The organism is Mesorhizobium sp. M0139 (assembly GCF_040322455.1).
Classification (GTDB): Bacteria; Pseudomonadota; Alphaproteobacteria; order Rhizobiales; family Rhizobiaceae; genus Mesorhizobium.
Genome location: NZ_JAMYTN010000004.1, coordinates 140646 through 159368, shown reverse-complemented (window position 1 = coordinate 159368; position 18723 = coordinate 140646). Strand labels below are relative to the sequence as shown.

At 63.1% G+C, this 18723-nt stretch carries 14 protein-coding genes and 1 riboswitch; of the genes, 5 read left to right on the top strand and 9 right to left on the bottom strand.

Annotated elements, in window-relative coordinates:
- The first annotated feature begins 41 nt into the window (after positions 1-41).
- A complete protein-coding gene (locus NKJ58_RS08095; RefSeq protein WP_352852930.1) occupies positions 42-1205 on the top strand; it encodes a GGDEF domain-containing protein in 1164 nt (387 codons plus the stop codon).
- 12 nt (positions 1206-1217) lie between these two features.
- Here the strand turns inward: NKJ58_RS08095 and gcvP are convergent, their stop codons facing one another.
- From gcvP to gcvT, 3 genes are read right to left on the bottom strand one after another with little or no spacing between them, the layout of a single operon-like run.
- Positions 1218-4028 carry an aminomethyl-transferring glycine dehydrogenase gene (gene gcvP, locus NKJ58_RS08090; protein WP_352852929.1) on the bottom strand — a complete coding sequence of 937 codons (2811 nt, stop codon included), beginning with the start codon at positions 4026-4028 and terminating at the stop codon, positions 1218-1220.
- A 17-nt stretch (positions 4029-4045) separates the two neighbouring features.
- Positions 4046-4414: a glycine cleavage system protein GcvH gene (gene gcvH, locus NKJ58_RS08085; protein WP_023681591.1), complete on the bottom strand. Its 369-nt coding sequence runs from the start codon at positions 4412-4414 to the stop codon at positions 4046-4048.
- A gap of 5 nt (positions 4415-4419) precedes the next feature.
- Entirely contained in the window at positions 4420-5514 is a 1095-nt protein-coding gene (gcvT, locus tag NKJ58_RS08080) for a glycine cleavage system aminomethyltransferase GcvT (protein ID WP_023681590.1), read from the bottom strand.
- A gap of 149 nt (positions 5515-5663) precedes the next feature.
- Positions 5664-5750: riboswitch (glycine riboswitch) on the bottom strand.
- 199 nt (positions 5751-5949) lie between these two features.
- Between gcvT and NKJ58_RS08075 the strand changes: the two genes are divergently transcribed.
- The gene (locus NKJ58_RS08075; protein WP_352852928.1) at positions 5950-6951 is read left to right on the top strand and encodes a hypothetical protein; all 1002 of its coding nucleotides are present in this window, start codon (positions 5950-5952) and stop codon (positions 6949-6951) included.
- A 151-nt stretch (positions 6952-7102) separates the two neighbouring features.
- Here the strand turns inward: NKJ58_RS08075 and NKJ58_RS08070 are convergent, their stop codons facing one another.
- The 6 genes from NKJ58_RS08070 to NKJ58_RS08045 all read right to left on the bottom strand — a co-directional run bounded on the left by NKJ58_RS08070 (position 7103) and on the right by NKJ58_RS08045 (position 11979).
- Positions 7103-7894 (bottom strand): molybdopterin-binding protein, encoded by a 792-nt coding sequence (locus tag NKJ58_RS08070; protein ID WP_023681588.1) that lies wholly within the window; start codon positions 7892-7894, stop codon positions 7103-7105.
- Between the two features lies 1 nt (position 7895).
- Positions 7896-8771 carry a cytochrome b/b6 domain-containing protein gene (locus NKJ58_RS08065; protein WP_352852927.1) on the bottom strand — a complete coding sequence of 292 codons (876 nt, stop codon included), beginning with the start codon at positions 8769-8771 and terminating at the stop codon, positions 7896-7898.
- A 136-nt stretch (positions 8772-8907) separates the two neighbouring features.
- Positions 8908-9600: a DUF1345 domain-containing protein gene (locus NKJ58_RS08060; protein ID WP_023688301.1), complete on the bottom strand. Its 693-nt coding sequence runs from the start codon at positions 9598-9600 to the stop codon at positions 8908-8910.
- Positions 9601-9621: 21 nt separating this feature from the next.
- Entirely contained in the window at positions 9622-10095 is a 474-nt protein-coding gene (locus NKJ58_RS08055) for a YaiI/YqxD family protein (protein ID WP_352518661.1), read from the bottom strand.
- 64 nt (positions 10096-10159) lie between these two features.
- Positions 10160-10729 (bottom strand): S-(hydroxymethyl)glutathione synthase, encoded by a 570-nt coding sequence (gfa, locus tag NKJ58_RS08050; protein WP_023710637.1) that lies wholly within the window; start codon positions 10727-10729, stop codon positions 10160-10162.
- Between the two features lie 122 nt (positions 10730-10851).
- Positions 10852-11979, bottom strand: a complete 1128-nt coding sequence (locus NKJ58_RS08045) for an S-(hydroxymethyl)glutathione dehydrogenase/class III alcohol dehydrogenase (RefSeq protein ID WP_023681583.1) — start codon at positions 11977-11979, stop codon at positions 10852-10854.
- A 237-nt stretch (positions 11980-12216) separates the two neighbouring features.
- On the opposite strand from NKJ58_RS08045, the gene NKJ58_RS08040 reads away from it, so the two are divergent.
- The 3 genes from NKJ58_RS08040 (at position 12217) to NKJ58_RS08030 (ending at position 18586) form a co-directional block, all read left to right on the top strand.
- On the top strand, positions 12217-14229 hold the full coding sequence (locus NKJ58_RS08040; protein ID WP_352852926.1) for an acetyl-CoA carboxylase biotin carboxylase subunit: 2013 nt from the start codon (positions 12217-12219) through the stop codon (positions 14227-14229).
- A gap of 261 nt (positions 14230-14490) precedes the next feature.
- Complete coding sequence (gene dnaE, locus NKJ58_RS08035; protein ID WP_023729858.1) at positions 14491-18018, top strand: DNA polymerase III subunit alpha; 3528 nt, start codon at positions 14491-14493, stop codon at positions 18016-18018.
- Between the two features lie 169 nt (positions 18019-18187).
- Positions 18188-18586, top strand: coding sequence for a nuclear transport factor 2 family protein (locus tag NKJ58_RS08030; protein WP_023667583.1), 399 nt, complete (start codon positions 18188-18190; stop codon positions 18584-18586).
- Positions 18587-18723 lie beyond the last annotated feature (137 nt).

Below are 18723 nucleotides of genomic sequence, written 5' to 3'. Positions count from 1 at the left end.
ATGCGCCACAAATCGAAGATCCCAAAGGTTGCCGCTCATCCATGCTGGATTTCAGTTCGCTATTGCTGGCGGCTGCGCTGTCGGGCACATGCCTGAGCGTCACCATGTTTGTGATCTGGTTCACGGCGCCGCGTGCACGCTTCGTGCTGACGGTGGCGTGCGGCATTCTCGTCCTTGTCGCCCACGTCATCGTCTTCTGGCGCTACACGAGGGAGCCCAGTCCGTTGCTTTGTCAGGCAGCGCTGGCGCTGCTCAGCCTCGGTTTCCTGGCGCTTTCACTTTCGGCCATGCAATATCTTGGTGTGCGCAATTACAGCCGCGCTGTCCTGCCGGCCATGCTCGCGATCGCTGTCTGCGCCGGCGTGACCTATCTCGGTTTCGATGGTGTCGGCTTCATCCTCACCTATACGACGGTAACAGTGCTGCTCGCCTCGATCGGGGTGATGTTCTGGATCAAGGGCGGTCAGGATCGCGGCATTCTGCTGGTCGTTTCGGCGCTAAGCGGCGTCTGCGGCGTATCCTTCGGGCTCTGCGGCGCCGTGCTTCTGGTCAAGGGCCAGTGGGTGCTCGGCGTCGCACCCGACAATTGGGCCGAGCGGTTGAATTCGGTCGTGGCGGTCGCCTGCATGACGGCTCTCGGCGCGCTGACGCTGTCGCTGCATCATCTGCAGGCACAGATCGAACTGAAGGCCGAGACCCTGACCGACCCGTTGACCGGTCTGATGAACCGGCGGGCTTTGAACTCGCTCTATCGCGAGCGCGTCTTCGGCCCGTTCATGTCGGTCGCCATGTTCGACCTCGACCACTTCAAGCGAACCAACGATGTCTATGGCCATCCCGTCGGCGATCGGGTGCTCTGCCGTTTCGCCGCAGTCATCAAGAAGTATGACAGGGTTGGCGTCGACGCCTTCCGGCTGGGCGGCGAGGAGTTCGCGTTGGTCATGTCTCGGATGACCGAAGACAAGGCCTACGATCTCGCCAGCAGGATCGGCGTCGCCTTCGGCACGGAAGTGGTGCCGACGCCGCGCGGGCCGTTGCGCAGCAGCGTCAGCGGCGGCATTGGCTTTGGCAAGGAAGACGGCAGCAGCCTGGATGAAGTGCTGGCCGAGGCCGACCGGGCGCTCTACGCGGCCAAGAACGACGGGCGAAATCGCGTGCTTGTCCTCAACGGCAAAGCCGACGGACCGGCCCTGCGCTCAGCCTGACAGGCCAGAGTGTTATTCGGCGGCGCCGAGATATTCCGACAGCGGCGGGCAGGAGCAGACGAGGTTGCGGTCGCCGGCGACATTGTCGATGCGCGAGACCGGCGGCCAGTATTTGGCCGCTTTGTCGACATCGCCGGCGGGGTAGGCCGCTTCCAGCCGCGAATAGGGGTGAGTCCACTGGCCGGCAAGGGTTTCGGCCGCCGTGTGCGGGGCATTGACCAGCGGGTTGTCCTCGAGCGGCCATTCGCCCTTCGCCACTTTCGCTGCCTCGCCGGCGATGGCGATCATCGCCTCGCAGAACCGGTCGAGTTCGCGCTTGGGCTCGGATTCGGTCGGCTCGACCATCAGCGTGCCGGCGACAGGGAACGACATGGTCGGCGCGTGAAAACCGTAATCGATCAGCCGCTTGGCGATATCGTCGACGCTGATGCCGGCGCTCTCCTTGAGGACGCGCATGTCGAGGATGCATTCATGCGCGATGCGATCGTGCCTGCCCTTGTAGAGAAGCGGGAAGTGCGGCGCGAGCCGCGTCGCCACATAATTGGCCGAGATGATCGCCGTCTCCGTCGCCTGCTTCAGGCCGGCGGCGCCCATCATGCGGATGTACATCCAGGTGATCGGCAGGATGGAAGCGCTGCCGAACGGGGCAGCGGACACGGCATGCGCCGAACGTTCGGTGACATGACCCGGCAGATAGGGTTTCAGATGCGCCCTGACGCCGATCGGACCGACGCCCGGACCGCCGCCGCCATGCGGGATGCAGAAGGTCTTGTGCAGGTTCATGTGGCAGACATCGGCGCCGATATCGGCGGGCCGCGCCAGGGCGACCAGCGCGTTAAGGTTGGCGCCGTCGAAATAGACCTGGCCGCCATGTTCGTGGATGAGAGCGCACAGGTGGCGCGCGCCTTCCTCGTAGACGCCGTGCGTCGAGGGATAGGTGAACATCAGCGCCGCGAGGTTCTTCGAATGCTCGTTGGCCTTGGCCCGCATATCGTCCATGTCGATATTGCCGTCCTCCAGGCAACGCACGACGACGACGCTCATGCCGGCCATCGCCGCACTCGCGGGATTGGTGCCATGCGCGGACTGGGGGATCAGGCAGATGGTGCGATGGCCTTCGCCACGCGAACGGTGATAGGCGCGGATGGCGAGCAGGCCGGCATATTCGCCTTGGCTGCCGGCATTGGGCTGCAGGCTGACGGCGTCGAAGCCGGTGATCTGCGCCAGCCAGCCTTCCAACTCGCCGACCATGGCGCGATAGCCGGCCGAATGGCTGGCCGGCGCGAAGGGATGGAGGTTGGCGACAACAGGCCAGCTGACCGGCATCATTTCGGCCGCCGCGTTGAGCTTCATGGTGCAGGAGCCCAGCGGGATCATGCTGCGGTCGAGCGCCAAATCCTTGTCGGCTAGCCTGCGCAGCAGGCGCATCATGTCGGTCTCGGAGTGGTTTTCGCGGAAAACCGGCTGGGTCAGAAACTCCTTGCCGCGCGGCTTGCCGGGCATCGCGCCCGCCTCAGTAGCGCCGGACTTGGCGCCGAACAGGGCGGCGATAGCCTCGAGATCCGCCTCGGTCGAGGTTTCGTCGAAGGCGATGCTGATGCGGTCGGCATCGATGACGCGCAGCAGCCGGCCACCTTTTTCAGCGGCAGCGGCGATCGAAGCTGCCTTGCCCTTCACTTCGGCCGTCACCGTGTCGAAACGGCTTGAGCCGAGCACGGAAACACCAGCGGTTTTCAGGCCTGCTGCGAGGCCGTTGGCGAGCTCATGAATTCGGGCTGCGATCGCCTGCAAACCAGTAGGCCCGTGCCAGATCGCGTATGCGGTCGCCATGTTGGCAAGCAGCGCCTGCGCGGTGCAGATGTTGGAGGTCGCCTTGTCGCGGCGGATATGCTGTTCGCGCGTCTGCAGGGCGAGGCGATAGCCGGGACGGCCCTTGCTGTCGATCGACTGGCCGACGAGGCGGCCGGGCATCAGCCGGGTCAGCTTGTCGGAGACGGCGCAATAGGCGGCGTGCGGGCCGCCAAAGCCCATCGGCACGCCAAAGCGCTGCATCGGGCCGACGGCGATGTCGGCGCCAAGCCTGGCCGGCGCTTCGGTCAGCGTGAGCGCAAGCGGATCGGCGATGAAGACGACCACGGCGCCGGTGGCGCGAGCCTTCTCGATCGCCGCCTTGTGGTCGCCATAGACGCCAAACGTGTCCGGCCAGGAGACCAGCAGGGCGGCGGTGTTGTCGTCGATGGTCTCGCCATCGATCTCGATGCCGAGCGGCTCGGCCCGGGTGCGCACGACGTCCAGCGTCTGCGGATGCGGCGTGCCGGCCAGCGCCACCTTGGTGCGCTTGTCGCGGTGATGGCGCAGCGCGATGCCGACCGCTTCGGCCACCGCCGTCGCTTCGTCGAGCAGGGAGGCCGAAGCCACCGGCAGGCCGGTCAATTCGGTGACCAAGGTCTGGAAGTTGAACAGCATTTCCAGGCGGCCCTGGCTGATCTCGGCCTGGTAGGGCGTATAGGCGGTGTACCAGGCCGGGTTCTCGAACAGGTTGCGCTGGATGACCGGCGGCACATGGACGCCGTGATAGCCGGCGCCGATGAAGCTCTTCAGCACCCTGTTTTTTGCCATGGTCGCAGCCAATTCGGCCAGCGCTTCGGCTTCGCTCGCCGGCGCGGGAAGGGCTAGCGGCAGATCGAGGCGGATCGACTGCGGCACGGCCTGGCTGATCAGCGTCTCGACGGAGGGAACGCCGATCACGGCAAGCATGGCTCTGACGTCGTTTACATCAGGACCGATGTGGCGGGCCGAGAAGGGGGTAAGTGCTGCGCTCATGGCAATAGGTCCTGATGTCAACCGATATGGGCTTTGTAGGCGGCCTCATTCATGAGGCCTGCGAGTTGGCCTTCGTCGGCGAGCTTCATCTTCCACAGCCAGCCGTCGCCGGTCGCAGCGGAGTTGACCAGCGACGGGTCCGAGGACAGCGCGCCGTTGGCGTCGGTGATCTCGCCATCAACCGGCGCATAAACATCGGATGCCGCCTTGACGGATTCGACGACCACGGCGGTGTCGCCCTTACTGAGTTTGGTGCCGATTTGAGGCAGTTCGACGAAGACGAGATCGCCAAGCTGTTCCTGCGCATAGTCGGTTATCCCGACGGTGGCGATGCCTCCCTCGACGCTCAGCCATTCGTGATCTTGTGTGAAATAGGTTTTTGCCATCGGAATTATCCTTTGCGGTAGCGATGAGGAGTGAAGGGCAAGGAACTGATATCGACCGGGATTTTCGTCCCGCGAACGTCGGCGAACAGTTTCGTGCCCGGCTTGGCCAAGGCCGTTGACACATAGCCCATGGCGACGGGATGGCCGGCCGACGGGCCGAAGCCGCCTGATGTCACGTAGCCGGCCGGATCGCCGTCGGCATCGAACAAAGCAGCGCCGGCGCGCACCGGCTGGCGGCCGTCCGGCTTCAGGCCGACGCGCTTTTGCGACGGCCCGCGCTCCAGGATGGACCGCAGCGCATCGGCGCCGATGAAGGACCCGCCGGCGCGGAGATCTTTGGGGATCGCCCACATCAGGCCGGCACTCGCCGGATCGATCTCCGGCGTGATGTCCTGGCCGTGCAGGCACAGGCCGGCCTCCAACCGCAGCGAGTCGCGGGCAGCAAGGCCGATCCACAACACACGCTCGTCCTCGAGCAGTTTCGTGACCAGAGCGCGCGCATCCGCCTCCGGCAGGCCGATCTCGAAGCCGTCCTCGCCGGTGTAGCCGGAGCGGCTCATGAACCAGTTTTGCTTCGGCTCGATGCCATGCATGAACAAGAGCGAGCCGGTCTCGATGCCGGCGCGGGACAAGGCAGCCCAGGCTTCCGGCCCCTGGATCGCCAGGAAGACGCGGTCGAGCGCATCGACTTTGACGTCGAAGTCCGCGGCCAGCGCACGCAAATGCTTCTCGTCCTCGACCGCATTCCCGGCGTTGGCGACCACCATGAAGCGCTCGGCGCCGAGCCGGGTGACGATCAGATCGTCGATGATCCCGGCGGCCTCGTTGAGGAAGAAACTATATTTGGACTGTGAAATCTCAAGCGCGCCGGCATCGAGCGGACTGGCGCGGTTGAGCAGTGCCGCAGCGCCCGGTCCGCTGACAGCGAACAGCTTCATATGCGAAATGTCGAACAGGCCGGCATGTTCGCGGGTGTGAAGGTGCTCCTTCATCACGCCGGCCGGATAGGTCAGCGGCATCGACCAGCCCGCAAAGGCGCCAAAGCGTGCGCCGGCGTGCAGATCTTCGAGAGGAAGGTGTTTGGTGTCGTCGCCCGTCATGTCATCTCCAGAGTCGCACGCAATCGGCCGCTGCTGGCGACCAGTCCGTGCCCCTCTGTCTGAAGCCTGAGAGACTCGCGCAACCGGAACTCTGTCGGCGACGCTTACACCTTCGGCGCGGGGGCAAGCCCCGACTTTCCAGAGTGTCTTTCCCGTCTACGGTTCTTTTGCCTGAGAGATTTCGGGCGATTTCCCCTTCGGCGGCAGCTCGCGCTGCTCTCTCCCGCAAACAGGTAGGACTCAAAACTTAAGCCCTCGACGCGCCATCCATAGCTTGTCGGCGACACCTTGTCACCTGCCAGCGACACGTAAAGCGCGTCGTCTTTACAGTCTTCGCTAACCACGCCGTTTGCCGGTTTTTCAAGACAATGGCGATATTCTGGGCTGACGGTTTGGCCGGCAATTGCGTTGGGCACGGCGGATGGGGATTGACAGATGGGCGAACGGATCGGGAGCGCGCCGGTGGTGGGGCTGGCCTCGAAGGACCGCATCACGGCGGAAGATGTGGTCATGCTGCGTCGCGAAGTGTTCGCTGACGGCGTGGTGACGCGCGGCGAGGCTGAAGCACTGTTCGCGCTCGATGCGACAGCGACGGACAAATGTCCGCAATGGCCTGAATTCTTCGTCGAGGCCGTTACCGACTACATCGTCCACCAGGAAAAGCCGGCAGGCTATATCTCTGAAGACAATGCCGGTTGGCTGATCCAGACCATCTCGCGCGACGGAATGGTCGACAGTGTGACCGAACTGGAGCTGCTGGTGCATGTGCTGGAAAGGGCGAAATCATCGCCCGGCCGGCTCTCCGCCTATGCGCTCGAGCAGGTCGCCAACGCGGTGGTCGACGGCAAGGGACCACTGATGCTCGGCGGCGCGCTGGTTCCCGGGCTGGTCGCCAAGGCAGAGGTCGATCTGTTGCGCCGCATTCTCCATGCCTATGGCGGCGACGGTAACATCGCCATCACACGGGTTGAGGCCGAGGTGCTGTTCCAGATCAACGAGCAGACCGCAGCGACCCACAACGACCCGTCCTGGAACGACCTGTTCGTCAAGGCGCTCGCCAATTTCGTCATGTGTTCGGCCGGCTACGAAGCGCCGACGCGCGATGTGGCGCTGCGTCGTGACAGTTTCTTGGACCAGGCCGAGCCCGAAATTGGTGGCTTCTTCAGCCGCATGGTGTCGGGCGGACTGGCCGGCATCATGGAAGCCTATCGTTCGCCCGGCGACATCGAGGCCGAATGGGAGTCGAAGAACCGTGCCGCCGAGGCACTCGCGCGCCGCGCCGAGACGATCGACGCGAGCGAGGCGAAATGGCTGGCCGAGCGCATCGGCACCGACCGCCCGCTGCGTGACAATGAACGCGCGCTGCTGACGCTGATCAAACTCGCCTCGCCGGAGATACATCCGGCGCTCAAGCCACTGCTCGACAAGGTTGCTTAAGCCGCGCCGTTTTCTGCGACCGTTTTGCAGAGGACGATATTGGAGTGTCTTCAGGCCAATCGCCAAGTTCGGCCACGCGATCGAAACCGGCTTCCTCAGGCAAGCTCGGTTCGGTCGGAGTCAGATCGTGCTCGGTCAGAATGCGAGGCCATCAAATCCCGCCATACCAGTCATAGCCATTGTCTTCCCAATAGCCGCCGCGGCCGCCGCCGATATTGGCAAAACTGTCGACGAGCTCGATCTTGTAGAGATACTTCGGCATCTTGTAGCCGAGCTGTCGTTCGACGCGCACGCGCAGCGGCGCGCCGTTTTCGACCGGCAGCGGCTTGCCGTTGAGGCCGTAGGCGAGGATCGTCTGCGGGTGGCGGGCATCGATCAGGTCGATGGTGCCGTAATATTTGATTTCCCCGGAGAGGCTGCGATCGATCGTATCGAGGCAGTGGAACATGACATAGCGGGCCTGCGGCTTGACCACAGCCTGGTCGAGCACCAGCGACAGCGGGGTGCCGGTCCATTTGGCGATGCAGCTCCAGCCTTCGACACAGTCGTGGCGGGTGATCTGCGTGCGGCTCGGCATGTTCTCCAACTGCTCGCGGCTGAGCGACAGCGGCTTTTCGACCAGGCCCGTTACCTCCAGCCGCCAGTCGGCGAAATTGTTGGCGAGCAGGCCCTTGTAGGTGTCATCGTCGGGCGCGGTGACGCCGTTCGGCCGCTGCGGCTGGCGGATGTCGGCCTCGGTGAATTCCGGCGCCAGAGCATCGCGGCCGGCAAGCCAGCGTTGCGCGCGGTAGGTCAGGCCATTGGCGTTTTCGAGGAAACTGCGCAGGCCGTCGCCCATGCCGAGCTGGCTGTCGAAGGCATCGCAGCCCGACAACATGATGCCGGAAACGCCGAGGCCGGCGCCCGTCAGGAACTTTCGGCGGCTGATCTGGAATTTGGCCATCTCACGCACTCCTCTCGGTGTCGCCATGCCTTGGCGGATCGGTGCGGTACCAGCCGGTGATGATCGAGCGCAGTTCGTTGATCGGGCCGGCGGCGAGGATCATCATCATATGGACGATGAAAAAGCCGACCAGCAGCACCATCACCGTGAAATGGATGGTGCGCGCCGTCTGCCTTCCGCCGAGCAGTTCGTTGAGCCAGGGCAGCACCGAGTTCATGCTCGGCGACATGGCAAGGCCGGTGATGATCATGAGTGGCAACAGCACGAACAGTACGCCGCCATAGGCCATTTTCTGCAGCGTGTTGTATTCGCGTGTGTGGTGGAACCTGAGCTTGGCGTGCTCGATGATGTCCTGCGGCAGCCGCTTGAGATCGTCAAGGCGCGGCGCCAGATCGCGGCGCAGATGGCCGTTGACCAGGCTGGCGACCAGCCAGACGACCAAGGTGGTTGTCAGTATCCAGGCGAAGAAGAAATGCACAACGCGGGCGGTGCCGAGATGGTAATAGGACGGGATTGTCGCCCAGGACGGGAAGGCACGCGACGTTTGCTGCCGGGCCGGGCCCGACCAGCCGAGCACGCCTGTGGTGTCGAAGCGATGGCCGAAGATTTCGGTATAGCCGCGCGGGCCGGTGGCGGTGTTTTCGGCGCCGATGGCAAAGACGGTGTTGTTGTACTCGAAGCCGGATTGCTTGCCGATGTAGAGCTGCGGCCGGGCATTGAAGATCTGCAGGCCGGATAAAAGCAAGAAGAACAGCGAGATCGCCCACAGCCAGTGCGTCAGGCGGGTCCAGCGCGATTGCCGGTAGATCAGCGTCGCATCCTTCGTTGAGGCGGCATCGACGCCTGCGCCGGGCTGACTCATGGTAATGGTTTCCATCTTTTCCTCGCCTCCGGCTGCGCGATCCTGGGATGGCCGCGCTCGTCCTTGTCCTCCCAATACGTCGCTATCGAAAGCGATGTTTCATGCGGTCACGTTTTTATTACGGGCACGGGTTTATCGCGGGCACGGATACTCAATTGCCGAGGCTCACCGCGAGATTGACGACGGCGGCGACGATGACGGCGTTGAAGAAGAACGACAGGATCGAATGGACAAGCACCACGCGGCGCATATGCGAGGTCGTGATCGCGGTGTCGGCGGTCTGCGCGGTCATGCCGATCACCGTCGCGAAATAGAGAAAGTCCCAACCGTCCGGCCGTTTGCTGCCGGGAAAATCGAGGCCGCCGACCGGTATCTTCTTCTTGGTTTCGGCATCGATCGCGTCGCCGTCCATCCAGTAGACATGCGCATAGTGGAGGGCGGCCATGGCATGGATGGTGAACCAGCCAAGCGGGATCGACAGCATGGCGAAGCCGAGTTCGATGGGGTCGCGATCCTTGTGATTGATCAAAAGGAACAGCAGGACAATGGCCATGGCGACGATGCCGAGCGTGATGGCAAAGATGCCCAGCACTGGGAGGTCCAGTTCGCGCGCGTTCTTGCTGAGATAGCGGCCGGACAGCAGCGGCATCTTGGCGATGACGAGCGCGATGAAGACGACGAAGAAGGAATCGGCGGCAATCGAGATCGAATAAGCAAGCCGCGTGGAGACGGGGAGCGATCCAATCAAAGGCAATACCGCGGCAAATACGACCAGACCGACGGCTAGCGACACAAAGAACTGCTTGTGCCGCTGCAAGGGGTTATTCGGCGATGTGTCGGCCATAGCCCGACCTCGGATGATGCTTCACGTCTGGTCGGGTGTGACGGATTTCAGAGCCCGCCGCAAGATACGGTCGAGCTCACCCAGGAAACGCGAGCGATCCTGTGGCGCAAAGCTGGCATTGTAGCCCTTGCTCTCGCCGGTTTCGCGCAGATGCTGCTTCAAATCGCGCATTGCAACCGCCATGCCGATGGTCTCCGGCGTGAACGGCCGGCCGGCTGGCCCAAGCACATGCGCGCCGAGCGCCACGGTGCGAGCGGCAAGCGGGATGTCGGCGGTGATCACGATGTCGTTGGGTTTTGCGTTCTCGACGATCCAATCGTCAGCGGCATCGGCGCTTTTAGAGACGACGACGTTGCGAATCATCGGATCGCGCGACGGACGCAGCCCGCCATTGGAGACGTAGGTGACGACCACGCCATGGCGCTCGGCGACCTTCTCGACCTCGGCTTTCACCGGGCAGGCGTCGGCGTCGACGTAGATGGCGGGTGCCGGCATTATCTCTCCAAAACGGACATGGGGCCGGCATGTTACCCGGCCCCATGCCAGAAATCTCGTACTGTCAGGCCGGCCGCGCGCCCGACTTCTTCGCCGTCCAGGTGGCAATGTAATCCATCAGGCCGGGGTTGAGACAGTCATAGGGCTCGAGGCCCATCGACTTCAACTGGCCGCGGATGCCGTCCATGCGCTTGGGGTCGACACCGGATTCGATGATCGACGAAACGAAAGCGGTGAAGCCCGGCGGTGACCAGCCGTCTTCCTGGAAGCGCTCGGGATGGATGAAGGACAGACCTTTGAACGGATGGTCGCGCTCGACCGGTCCGTGCATATGGACACCGCAGCCGGTGCAGGCGTGACGCTGGATAAGTGCCGAGGGGTCGACCACTTTCAGCTTGTCGCCGTTTTCGGTGACTGTGACATCGCCGGTGCCGGCTACGGCCACGACCGAGAACACCGCGCCGTCAGGCTTCCAGCATTTGGTGCAGCCGCAGGCATGGTTGTGGGCGATCTGGCCCTTGACCGTCACCTTCACCGGCTTGCTGGTGCAGGCGCAGACCAGCGTGCCGCCGGCAAAGCTTGCGCTCTCCTTTGGCAAGCCATTGTCGATTTTGGGATGCAGTTTCTCAGGCATTGTCTTCCTCCCTTGTTGAACCTGTGCAACTTCAGTCGCTGGCCCTTCGGTCGGCGGCTTGTTCTTCCTCCGTTTGGTGTGCGATCGGACGCAAAACCGGGCGCCACTTTTGCTGATCGCACTTAGTAAACGACGACGCTCCTGATCGACTTGCCCTCATGCATGAGATCAAAACCCTTGTTGATGTCCTCAAGCTTCAGCAAATGGGTGATCATCGGGTCGATCTGGATCTTGCCGTCCATGTACCAGTCGACGATTTTCGGCACGTCAGTGCGGCCGCGTGCGCCGCCAAAGGCGGTGCCCATCCAGGTGCGGCCGGTGACCAGCTGGAACGGCCGGGTCGAAATCTCCTGGCCGGCGCCGGCCACGCCGATGACGACCGACTTGCCCCAGCCGCGATGCGAGGCTTCCAGCGCCTGGCGCATCACCTTGGTGTTGCCGGTGCAGTCGAATGTGTAGTCGGCGCCGCCGATCTGGTCGGCGCCGCGCTTGGTCAAGTTGACGAGGTGAGGAACGATGTCGCCGTCGATCTCCTTCGGATTGACGAAATGCGTCATGCCGAAGCGCTCGCCCCATGCCTTCTTGTCGTTGTTGAGGTCGACACCGATGATCATGTCAGCGCCGGCGAGCTTCAGGCCCTGGATGACGTTGAGGCCGATGCCACCGAGACCAAAGACGACAGCAGTCGCGCCTTGCTCGACCTTCGCGGTGTTGATGACCGCGCCGATGCCGGTGGTGACGCCGCAACCAATGTAGCAGATTTTGTCGAAGGGCGCGTCCGGGTTGACCTTGGCGACGGCGATCTCGGGCAAAACGGTGAAATTGGAGAAGGTCGAGCAGCCCATATAGTGGAAGATCTTGTCCTTGCCGATCGAGAAGCGCGAGGAGCCATCGGGCATCAAGCCTTGGCCCTGCGTGGCGCGGATGGCGGTGCACAAATTGGTCTTGCGCGACAGGCAGGATGGGCACTGCCGGCATTCCGGCGTGTAGAGCGGGATGACGTGGTCGCCCTTCTTGACCGAGGTGACGCCCTTGCCGACATCGACGACAACGCCAGCGCCTTCATGGCCGAGGATTGCCGGAAACAGGCCTTCGGGATCGGCGCCCGACAGGGTGAACTCGTCGGTGTGGCAGATGCCGGTCGCCTTGATCTCGACCAGCACCTCGCCTTCGCGCGGTCCGTCGAGGTCGACCTCCATGATTTCCAACGGCTTTCCGGCGGCGACAGCGACAGCGGCGCGGGTTTTCATCAGGCAATTCCTCCCAAGGCGATTGGTCTTCAGGCTTTCAGGGTTTTTATACTGTTTCAACCCGATTTGGCGACCAAATATGGCGCAAATCTTGGCCCAGTCGTCGGCGAGCCCAACCTTCGCCCCTCGGCACGGGCCTGGCGGGCAGGGAGTGTCTTGATGGGTGCGCTGCCGGCGGTGCTTGAGCCCGGCTGCCGAAGCCCATAAGAAGGACGAAAGACCGAGGAAACGCCTTCGATGTTCACGAAAATCCTGATCGCCAATCGCGGCGAGATTGCTTGCCGCGTCATCAAGACGGCGCGCAGGATGGGGATTGCCACCGTAGCGGTCTATTCCGACGCCGATCGCGACGCCGTGCACGTCGAAATGGCCGACGAAGCCGTGCATATCGGGCCATCGCCTGCCGCGCAAAGCTATCTTCTGCCTGAAAAGATCATCGCTGCCTGCAAGGAGACGGGCGCGCAGGCCGTGCATCCCGGCTACGGTTTTCTGTCGGAGCGGGCCGCCTTCTGCGAAGCGCTTGAGGCTGAGGGCATTGTCTTCATCGGTCCGAAACCCAAGGCTATCAAGGCGATGGGCGACAAGATCGAATCGAAGAAGTTCGCCAAGGCCGCTGAGGTGTCGACGGTTCCCGGCTGGCTTGGGGTCATCGAAAATGCCGACCATGCCGAAAAGATCGCCGGCGAGATCGGTTATCCCGTGATGATCAAGGCCTCGGCCGGCGGCGGCGGTAAAGGCATGCGCATTGCCTGGAGCCAGTCGGAAGTGCGCGACGGCTTCGACCGGGCGCGCTCGGAGGCGAAAAGCTCGTTCGGCGACGACCGAGTCTTCATCGAAAAGTTCGTCGTCGATCCGCGTCATATCGAAATCCAGGTGCTGGCCGACGCGCATGGCACCGCCCTCTATCTCGGCGAGCGCGAATGCTCGATCCAGCGCCGGAACCAGAAGGTTGCGGAAGAGGCGCCGTCGCAATTCCTCGATGCCAGGACGCGCAAGGCCATGGGCGAGCAGGCCGTGGCGCTGGCCAAGGCGGTCGACTACCAGAGCGCCGGCACCGTCGAGTTCATCGTCGATGCTGAAAAGAACTTCTATTTCCTTGAAATGAATACACGATTGCAGGTCGAGCATCCGGTGACGGAGCTTGTTACCGGCATCGACCTGGTCGAGCAGATGATCCGTGTCGCCGCCCGCGAGAAGCTGGCGATCGAGCAGAGCGACGTCAAGCTGAACGGCTGGGCGGTGGAAAGCCGGCTCTATGCCGAGGATCCCTATCGCAATTTCCTGCCCTCGATCGGCCGGTTGACGCGCTACCGGCCGCCGGAGGAGGGCAAGTTCGGCGATGTCTTCATCCGCAACGACACCGGCGTCACCGAAGGCTCCGAGATTTCGATGTTCTATGATCCGATGGTGGCAAAACTCTGCACCTGGGCGCCCACGCGTATCGAGGCCATCGATGCCATGTCGGAAGCGCTGGACAGTTTCGTCGTCGACGGCATCGAGCACAACATCCCGTTCCTGGCGGCGCTGATGCAGCATCCGCGCTGGCGCGAGGGGCGGATATCGACGGGCTTCATCGCCGAGGAATATCCTGACGGCTTCGCGCCGATCGTGCCCAATGGCGATGAAAAGGCAGTGCTGGCGGCGATCGCCACCGCGGTCGAGCTTCTGCGCCGCGATCGGCTTGACCGGCTGGGCGGGCGGCTGGCGCCGCATTCGGGCGCACTCAAGCGCGATTGGGTGGTGAAGCTCGGCGACGACTATCTCCAGGCTTCGATCATCGAGGGCATGATCTCCATTCCGATGGAAATCGATCTGTCGGTCGATGGCGGCAAAGCGCTGACCGTGGCGTCCGACTGGCGGCCGGGCGACCTCATCTGGCGCGGCACTGTCGGTGCCCGCAAGGTCACGGCGCAGATCAGGCCGGCGCCGAACGGCCTGCGCATTGCCTGGAAAGGCATGTCGGTGACGGCGCGCGCCATGCTGCCGCGCACGGCGGAGCTGGAAAGGCTGATGCCGGAGAAGGTGGCGCCGGACACGTCCAAGATGCTGCTTTGCCCGATGCCGGGCCTGGTCGTGTCGATCGCAGTTGCCGAGGGGCAGGAGGTCAAGGCCGGCGAGACGCTGGCCGTGGTCGAGGCGATGAAGATGGAAAACGTGCTGCGCGCCGACCGCGATCTTGTCGTGTCGAAGCTCAACGCCAAGCCGGGTGACAGCCTGGCTGTCGATGCGGTGATCATGGAGTTCGCCTAGAGATTGTTTGGAAATTCTACTCCGGCGGCCATCTGAAGGTGGTTTCTGCGCTTCCCGTGCTCACGGACCAATGGCCGCTGCGCTCCGGTTCTCGAAACCACCATCATTATGACTCGCCAGAGCGAATTTCGAACAATCTCTGAGCCGTGCGGCTGGGTACGGAAGCCTGTGGTCGGTGGTCATTTGTGCTGGACTGGCATCGCCCGGTCCGGGACAATACATCTCCATCGACTCAAAGCCCTTCGAGCAATTTGAAACATCATGGCGGATGACAAACTTCCACGCGATCCCCTGAGGCGCGAAGCAGCGCTCGCTGCTGCGCGCCCGGAGGCACCGGCGCGGCCGTTCATCCATCTGCGCGTGCATTCGGCGTATTCGCTGCTCGAGGGCGCCTTGCAGGTCGCCGCCGTTGTCGGTCATGCAGTCAAGGACGAGTGCCCGGCAATCGCAGTCACCGACACAAACAATCTGTTCGGCGCGCTGGAATTTGCCCAGAAGGCGGTGAAGGAAGGCATCCAGCCGATTATCGGTTGCCAGATCGATCTCGCCTTTTCCGGCGAGACCAGCGACGCGCAGCGCGACCGCCGCCGCCATGGTCCGGAGATGCACGCCGTGGTGCTGCTCGCCGCCACCGAGGCCGGCTACAGCAACCTCGTCAGGCTGGTCAGCCAGGTCTATCTGGAGACGCCGCCGGGCGAGCCCGTGCATCTGACGTCAGCAATGCTGGAAGGCCATAGCGATGGCCTGATCTGCCTCAGCGGCGGGCCGCGCGGCCCGATCGGCCGGGCGCTGAAGGAGGATCGCCGAGATCTTGCCGAGACGCGGCTTCTGGCACTCAAGGCGCTGTTCGGCGACCGGCTCTATGTCGAGCTGGACCGTGTTTCCGGTTATGACCGCGCTATCGAGAAATCATCGGTCGACCTTGCCTATATCCATGATCTGCCGCTGGTCGCCACGAATGAGGCGTTCTTCGCCGCCCGCGACGACTATGACGCGCATGATGCTCTGATCGCCATTGCCGAGGGTTCGGTGGTTGCCGCCGACAACCGTCGCCGGCTGACTTCGGACAATTTCCTGCGCAGCCAGGCGGATATGGCGCGGCTGTTCGCCGACCTGCCGGAAGCGATCGACAACACCGTCGAGATCGCGCTGCGCTGTTCCTATTATCCCAAGACCCGCAATCCGATCCTGCCACGCTTTACCGGCGGCGATGTCGCCGACAATGAGGTGGCGCTGAAAGCGGAGGCCGATGAGCTACGCCGGCAGGCGCATGAGGGGCTGGAGGCGCGGCTGGCTGCGCATGGGCCCACTTCCGGCTACACGGTCGAACAATACCGCGAGCGGCTCGATTTCGAACTCTCCATCATCGAGAAGATGAAGTTTCCCGGCTATTTCCTGATCGTCGCCGACTTCATCAAATGGGCCAAGGCGCAAGGCATTCCGGTCGGGCCGGGCCGTGGTTCGGGCGCCGGATCGCTGGTCGCTTATTCCACGACCATCACCGACATCGATCCGCTGCGCTTCTCGCTGCTGTTCGAGCGCTTCCTCAACCCCGACCGCGTGTCGATGCCCGACTTCGACATCGACTTCTGCCAGGACCGGCGCGAAGAGGTCATCCGCTACGTCCAGCAGAAATATGGCCGCGACCAGGTTGGGCAGATCATCACCTTCGGTACGCTGCAGGCGCGCGCGGTGCTGCGCGACGTCGGCCGCGTGCTGCAAATGCCTTACGGCCAAGTCGACAAGCTCTCCAAAATGGTGCCGCAGAACCCCGCCAATCCGGTCAAGCTGGCGGATGCCATCGCCAACGAGCCGCGCTTTGCCGAGGAGGCCGAGAAGGAGCCAATCGTGCAGACGCTGCTCGATATGGCGCAAAAGCTGGAAGGGCTCTACCGCCACGCTTCGACGCACGCCGCCGGCATCGTCATCGGCGACCGGCCCTTGTCGGAACTGGTGCCGATGTACCGCGATCCGCGCTCCGACATGCCGGTCACCCAGTTCAACATGAAATATGTCGAGCAGGCCGGGCTGGTAAAATTCGACTTCCTCGGCCTGAAGACGCTGACGGTGCTGGAGACGGCGGTGAAGCTGATCCGCCGGCGCGGCATCGAGATCGACCTGGCGACGATCCCGCTCGACGATCCTGAAACCTACGCCATGCTGTCGCGCGGCGAAGTGGTCGGTGTGTTCCAGGTGGAAAGTGCCGGCATGCGCAAGGCGCTGATCGGCATGCGGCCCGACTGCATCGAGGACATCATCGCGCTGGTGGCGCTCTACCGTCCCGGCCCGATGGAGAACATCCCGACCTACAATGCCAGAAAACATGGCGAGGAGGAGATGGCATCGATCCATCCCAAGATCGACCATCTGGTGAAGGAGACGCAAGGCGTCATCGTCTACCAGGAACAGGTGATGCAAATCGCGCAGGAGCTGTCGGGCTATTCGCTCGGCGAAGCCGACCTGCTGCGCCGCGCCATGGGCAAGAAGATCCGCGCCGAAATGGACAAGCAGCGCGAGCGCTTCGTCACCGGTGCGGTCGAACGCGGTGTCGGCAAGCCGCAGGCCGACTTCATCTTCGACCTTCTGGCCAAGTTCGCCGACTACGGCTTCAACAAATCGCACGCGGCCGCCTACGCCGTCGTGTCCTACCAGACCGCCTATCTCAAGGCGCATTACCCCGTCGAGTTCCTGGCGGCGTCGATGACGCTCGACATGGGCAATACCGACAAACTCGCCGATTTCCGCCAGGATGCGCTGCGTCTCGGCATCGAGGTGGTGGCGCCGTCAGTGATGACCAGCTTCCGCAATTTCGAGGTCGGCGAGAACCGCATTTACTATTCGCTGGCGGCCCTCAAGGGCGTCGGCGACGCTGCGGTCGAGCACATCGTCGCCATGCGCGGCGAAAAGCCGTTCAAGAATCTCGCCGATTTCTGTGAAAGGGTCGATCCCAAGATCGTCGGCAAGCGCGTCTTCGAAAGCCTGATCATGGCCGGCGCGCTCGACTGCTTCGGCCACGACCGCGCCCAGATGATGGCCGGCGTCGAACGGATGATGGGGCTGGCTTCTCTGGCGCAGCAGAATGCCATTTCGGGCCAGCACGACATTTTCGGCGCGTCGCTCGGCGCGCAGCAGCAGGCGCTCAATTTGCCGCAGACCGATCCGTGGCTTGCCGCCGATCGGCTGCACCGCGAATTCCAGGTCGTCGGCTTCTATCTTTCGGCGCATCCGCTCGACGAGTACAAGGCGGCCCTGCAGAAGATGCGCGTGCAAAACTGGGGCGAGTTCTCGGCTGCGGTCAAACGCGGTGCCGCCGCGGGCCGGCTCGCCGGCACCGTCACCACCAAGCAGGAGCGCAAGACCCGAACCGGCAACAAGATGGGCGTCATCGCCTTTTCCGACACATCTGGCCAATATGAAGCCGTGCTGTTTTCGGAAGGGTTGGCGCAGTATCGCGATCTGCTCGAGCCCGGACGTTCGGTGGTGATCACCGTTTCGGCCGAGGATAGGCCCGAAGGGGTCAATCTGCGCATCCAGACGGTGCAGTCGCTGGAGGATGAGGCCAGCCGTATCCAGAAGGCGCTGCGCATCTTCGTTCGAAATGACGGGCCTGCGTCGGCGATTCAATCGCAGCTTACCCAGCGTGGGGAAAGTCAGGTAAGCATTATCGTCATCAAAGAAGAGGCGCAGGGCGAGATCGAGATCGAATTGCCCAACCGCTACCGCATCTCGCCGCAGATCGCGTCGGCCATGCGCGCGGTGCCGGGTGTGGTCGAAGTCGAGCTCGTCTAGGCTGCGCTGATATACACGGCAATCGCATCGACGTCGGCCAGTGCATCACGGCCTAAAGATGCTCTGGGCCTGACATTGCAGCCGATAGGGCCAGCGTGCGGGGCGTGGTTGACCTGACCTTCCTTTGAACCACATGCGTTGAGCAGAAACTTCACAGGAACGCACAATCATGCCCAGCCGCGAACGCGTCGAAGCCTTCCTCAAGGAGGTGGTCGAAGGCAGCCACGTCAAAGCGATCGCCGACTTCTACCATGACGATGCCACCATGCAGGAAAATCTCGGCGTCCCGCGGCGCGGCAAGGAAACACTGATGGCGCATGAGCAGGCAGCACTCGACCGGATCGAGAAGATGCACACCCATCCTGTCCAGACATTCCTGGTCGATGGCGACAATGTCGCCATCCGCTGGACCTTCGACCGTGTCGACAAGGCCGGCACCGTGCGCCGGCTGGAAGAGGTGGCCCTGCAGCGCTGGCGTGGTGACCGGATTGCGGAGGAGCGGTTCGTCTACGACACCGCCTCGGCCTGGCGCCTTGTCGGGCCGGACGGCAAGGTGGTGGAGGGGTGACGATCACCGGGTCAGATCATGATGAGATTTGGTTGAAATCTCATCATGATCTAACCCTTTGTTGGAGCATGATCTTTTCCGCAAACCGGCACCCCATTTTTTGGGATCATGCTCTAGACGACCCCGGCTGGGACCGT

Coding starts and splice junctions, on each gene's coding strand:
- NKJ58_RS08095 (WP_352852930.1), top strand. CDS start 42: ATGCTGGATTTCAGTTCGCTATTGCTGGCGGCTGCGCTGTCGGGCACA.
- gcvP (WP_352852929.1), bottom strand. CDS start 4,028: ATGAGCGCAGCACTTACCCCCTTCTCGGCCCGCCACATCGGTCCTGAT.
- gcvH (WP_023681591.1), bottom strand. CDS start 4,414: ATGGCAAAAACCTATTTCACACAAGATCACGAATGGCTGAGCGTCGAG.
- gcvT (WP_023681590.1), bottom strand. CDS start 5,514: ATGACGGGCGACGACACCAAACACCTTCCTCTCGAAGATCTGCACGCC.
- NKJ58_RS08075 (WP_352852928.1), top strand. CDS start 5,950: ATGGGCGAACGGATCGGGAGCGCGCCGGTGGTGGGGCTGGCCTCGAAG.
- NKJ58_RS08070 (WP_023681588.1), bottom strand. CDS start 7,894: ATGGCCAAATTCCAGATCAGCCGCCGAAAGTTCCTGACGGGCGCCGGC.
- NKJ58_RS08065 (WP_352852927.1), bottom strand. CDS start 8,771: ATGGAAACCATTACCATGAGTCAGCCCGGCGCAGGCGTCGATGCCGCC.
- NKJ58_RS08060 (WP_023688301.1), bottom strand. CDS start 9,600: ATGGCCGACACATCGCCGAATAACCCCTTGCAGCGGCACAAGCAGTTC.
- NKJ58_RS08055 (WP_352518661.1), bottom strand. CDS start 10,095: ATGCCGGCACCCGCCATCTACGTCGACGCCGACGCCTGCCCGGTGAAA.
- gfa (WP_023710637.1), bottom strand. CDS start 10,729: ATGCCTGAGAAACTGCATCCCAAAATCGACAATGGCTTGCCAAAGGAG.
- NKJ58_RS08045 (WP_023681583.1), bottom strand. CDS start 11,979: ATGAAAACCCGCGCCGCTGTCGCTGTCGCCGCCGGAAAGCCGTTGGAA.
- NKJ58_RS08040 (WP_352852926.1), top strand. CDS start 12,217: ATGTTCACGAAAATCCTGATCGCCAATCGCGGCGAGATTGCTTGCCGC.
- dnaE (WP_023729858.1), top strand. CDS start 14,491: ATGGCGGATGACAAACTTCCACGCGATCCCCTGAGGCGCGAAGCAGCG.
- NKJ58_RS08030 (WP_023667583.1), top strand. CDS start 18,188: ATGCCCAGCCGCGAACGCGTCGAAGCCTTCCTCAAGGAGGTGGTCGAA.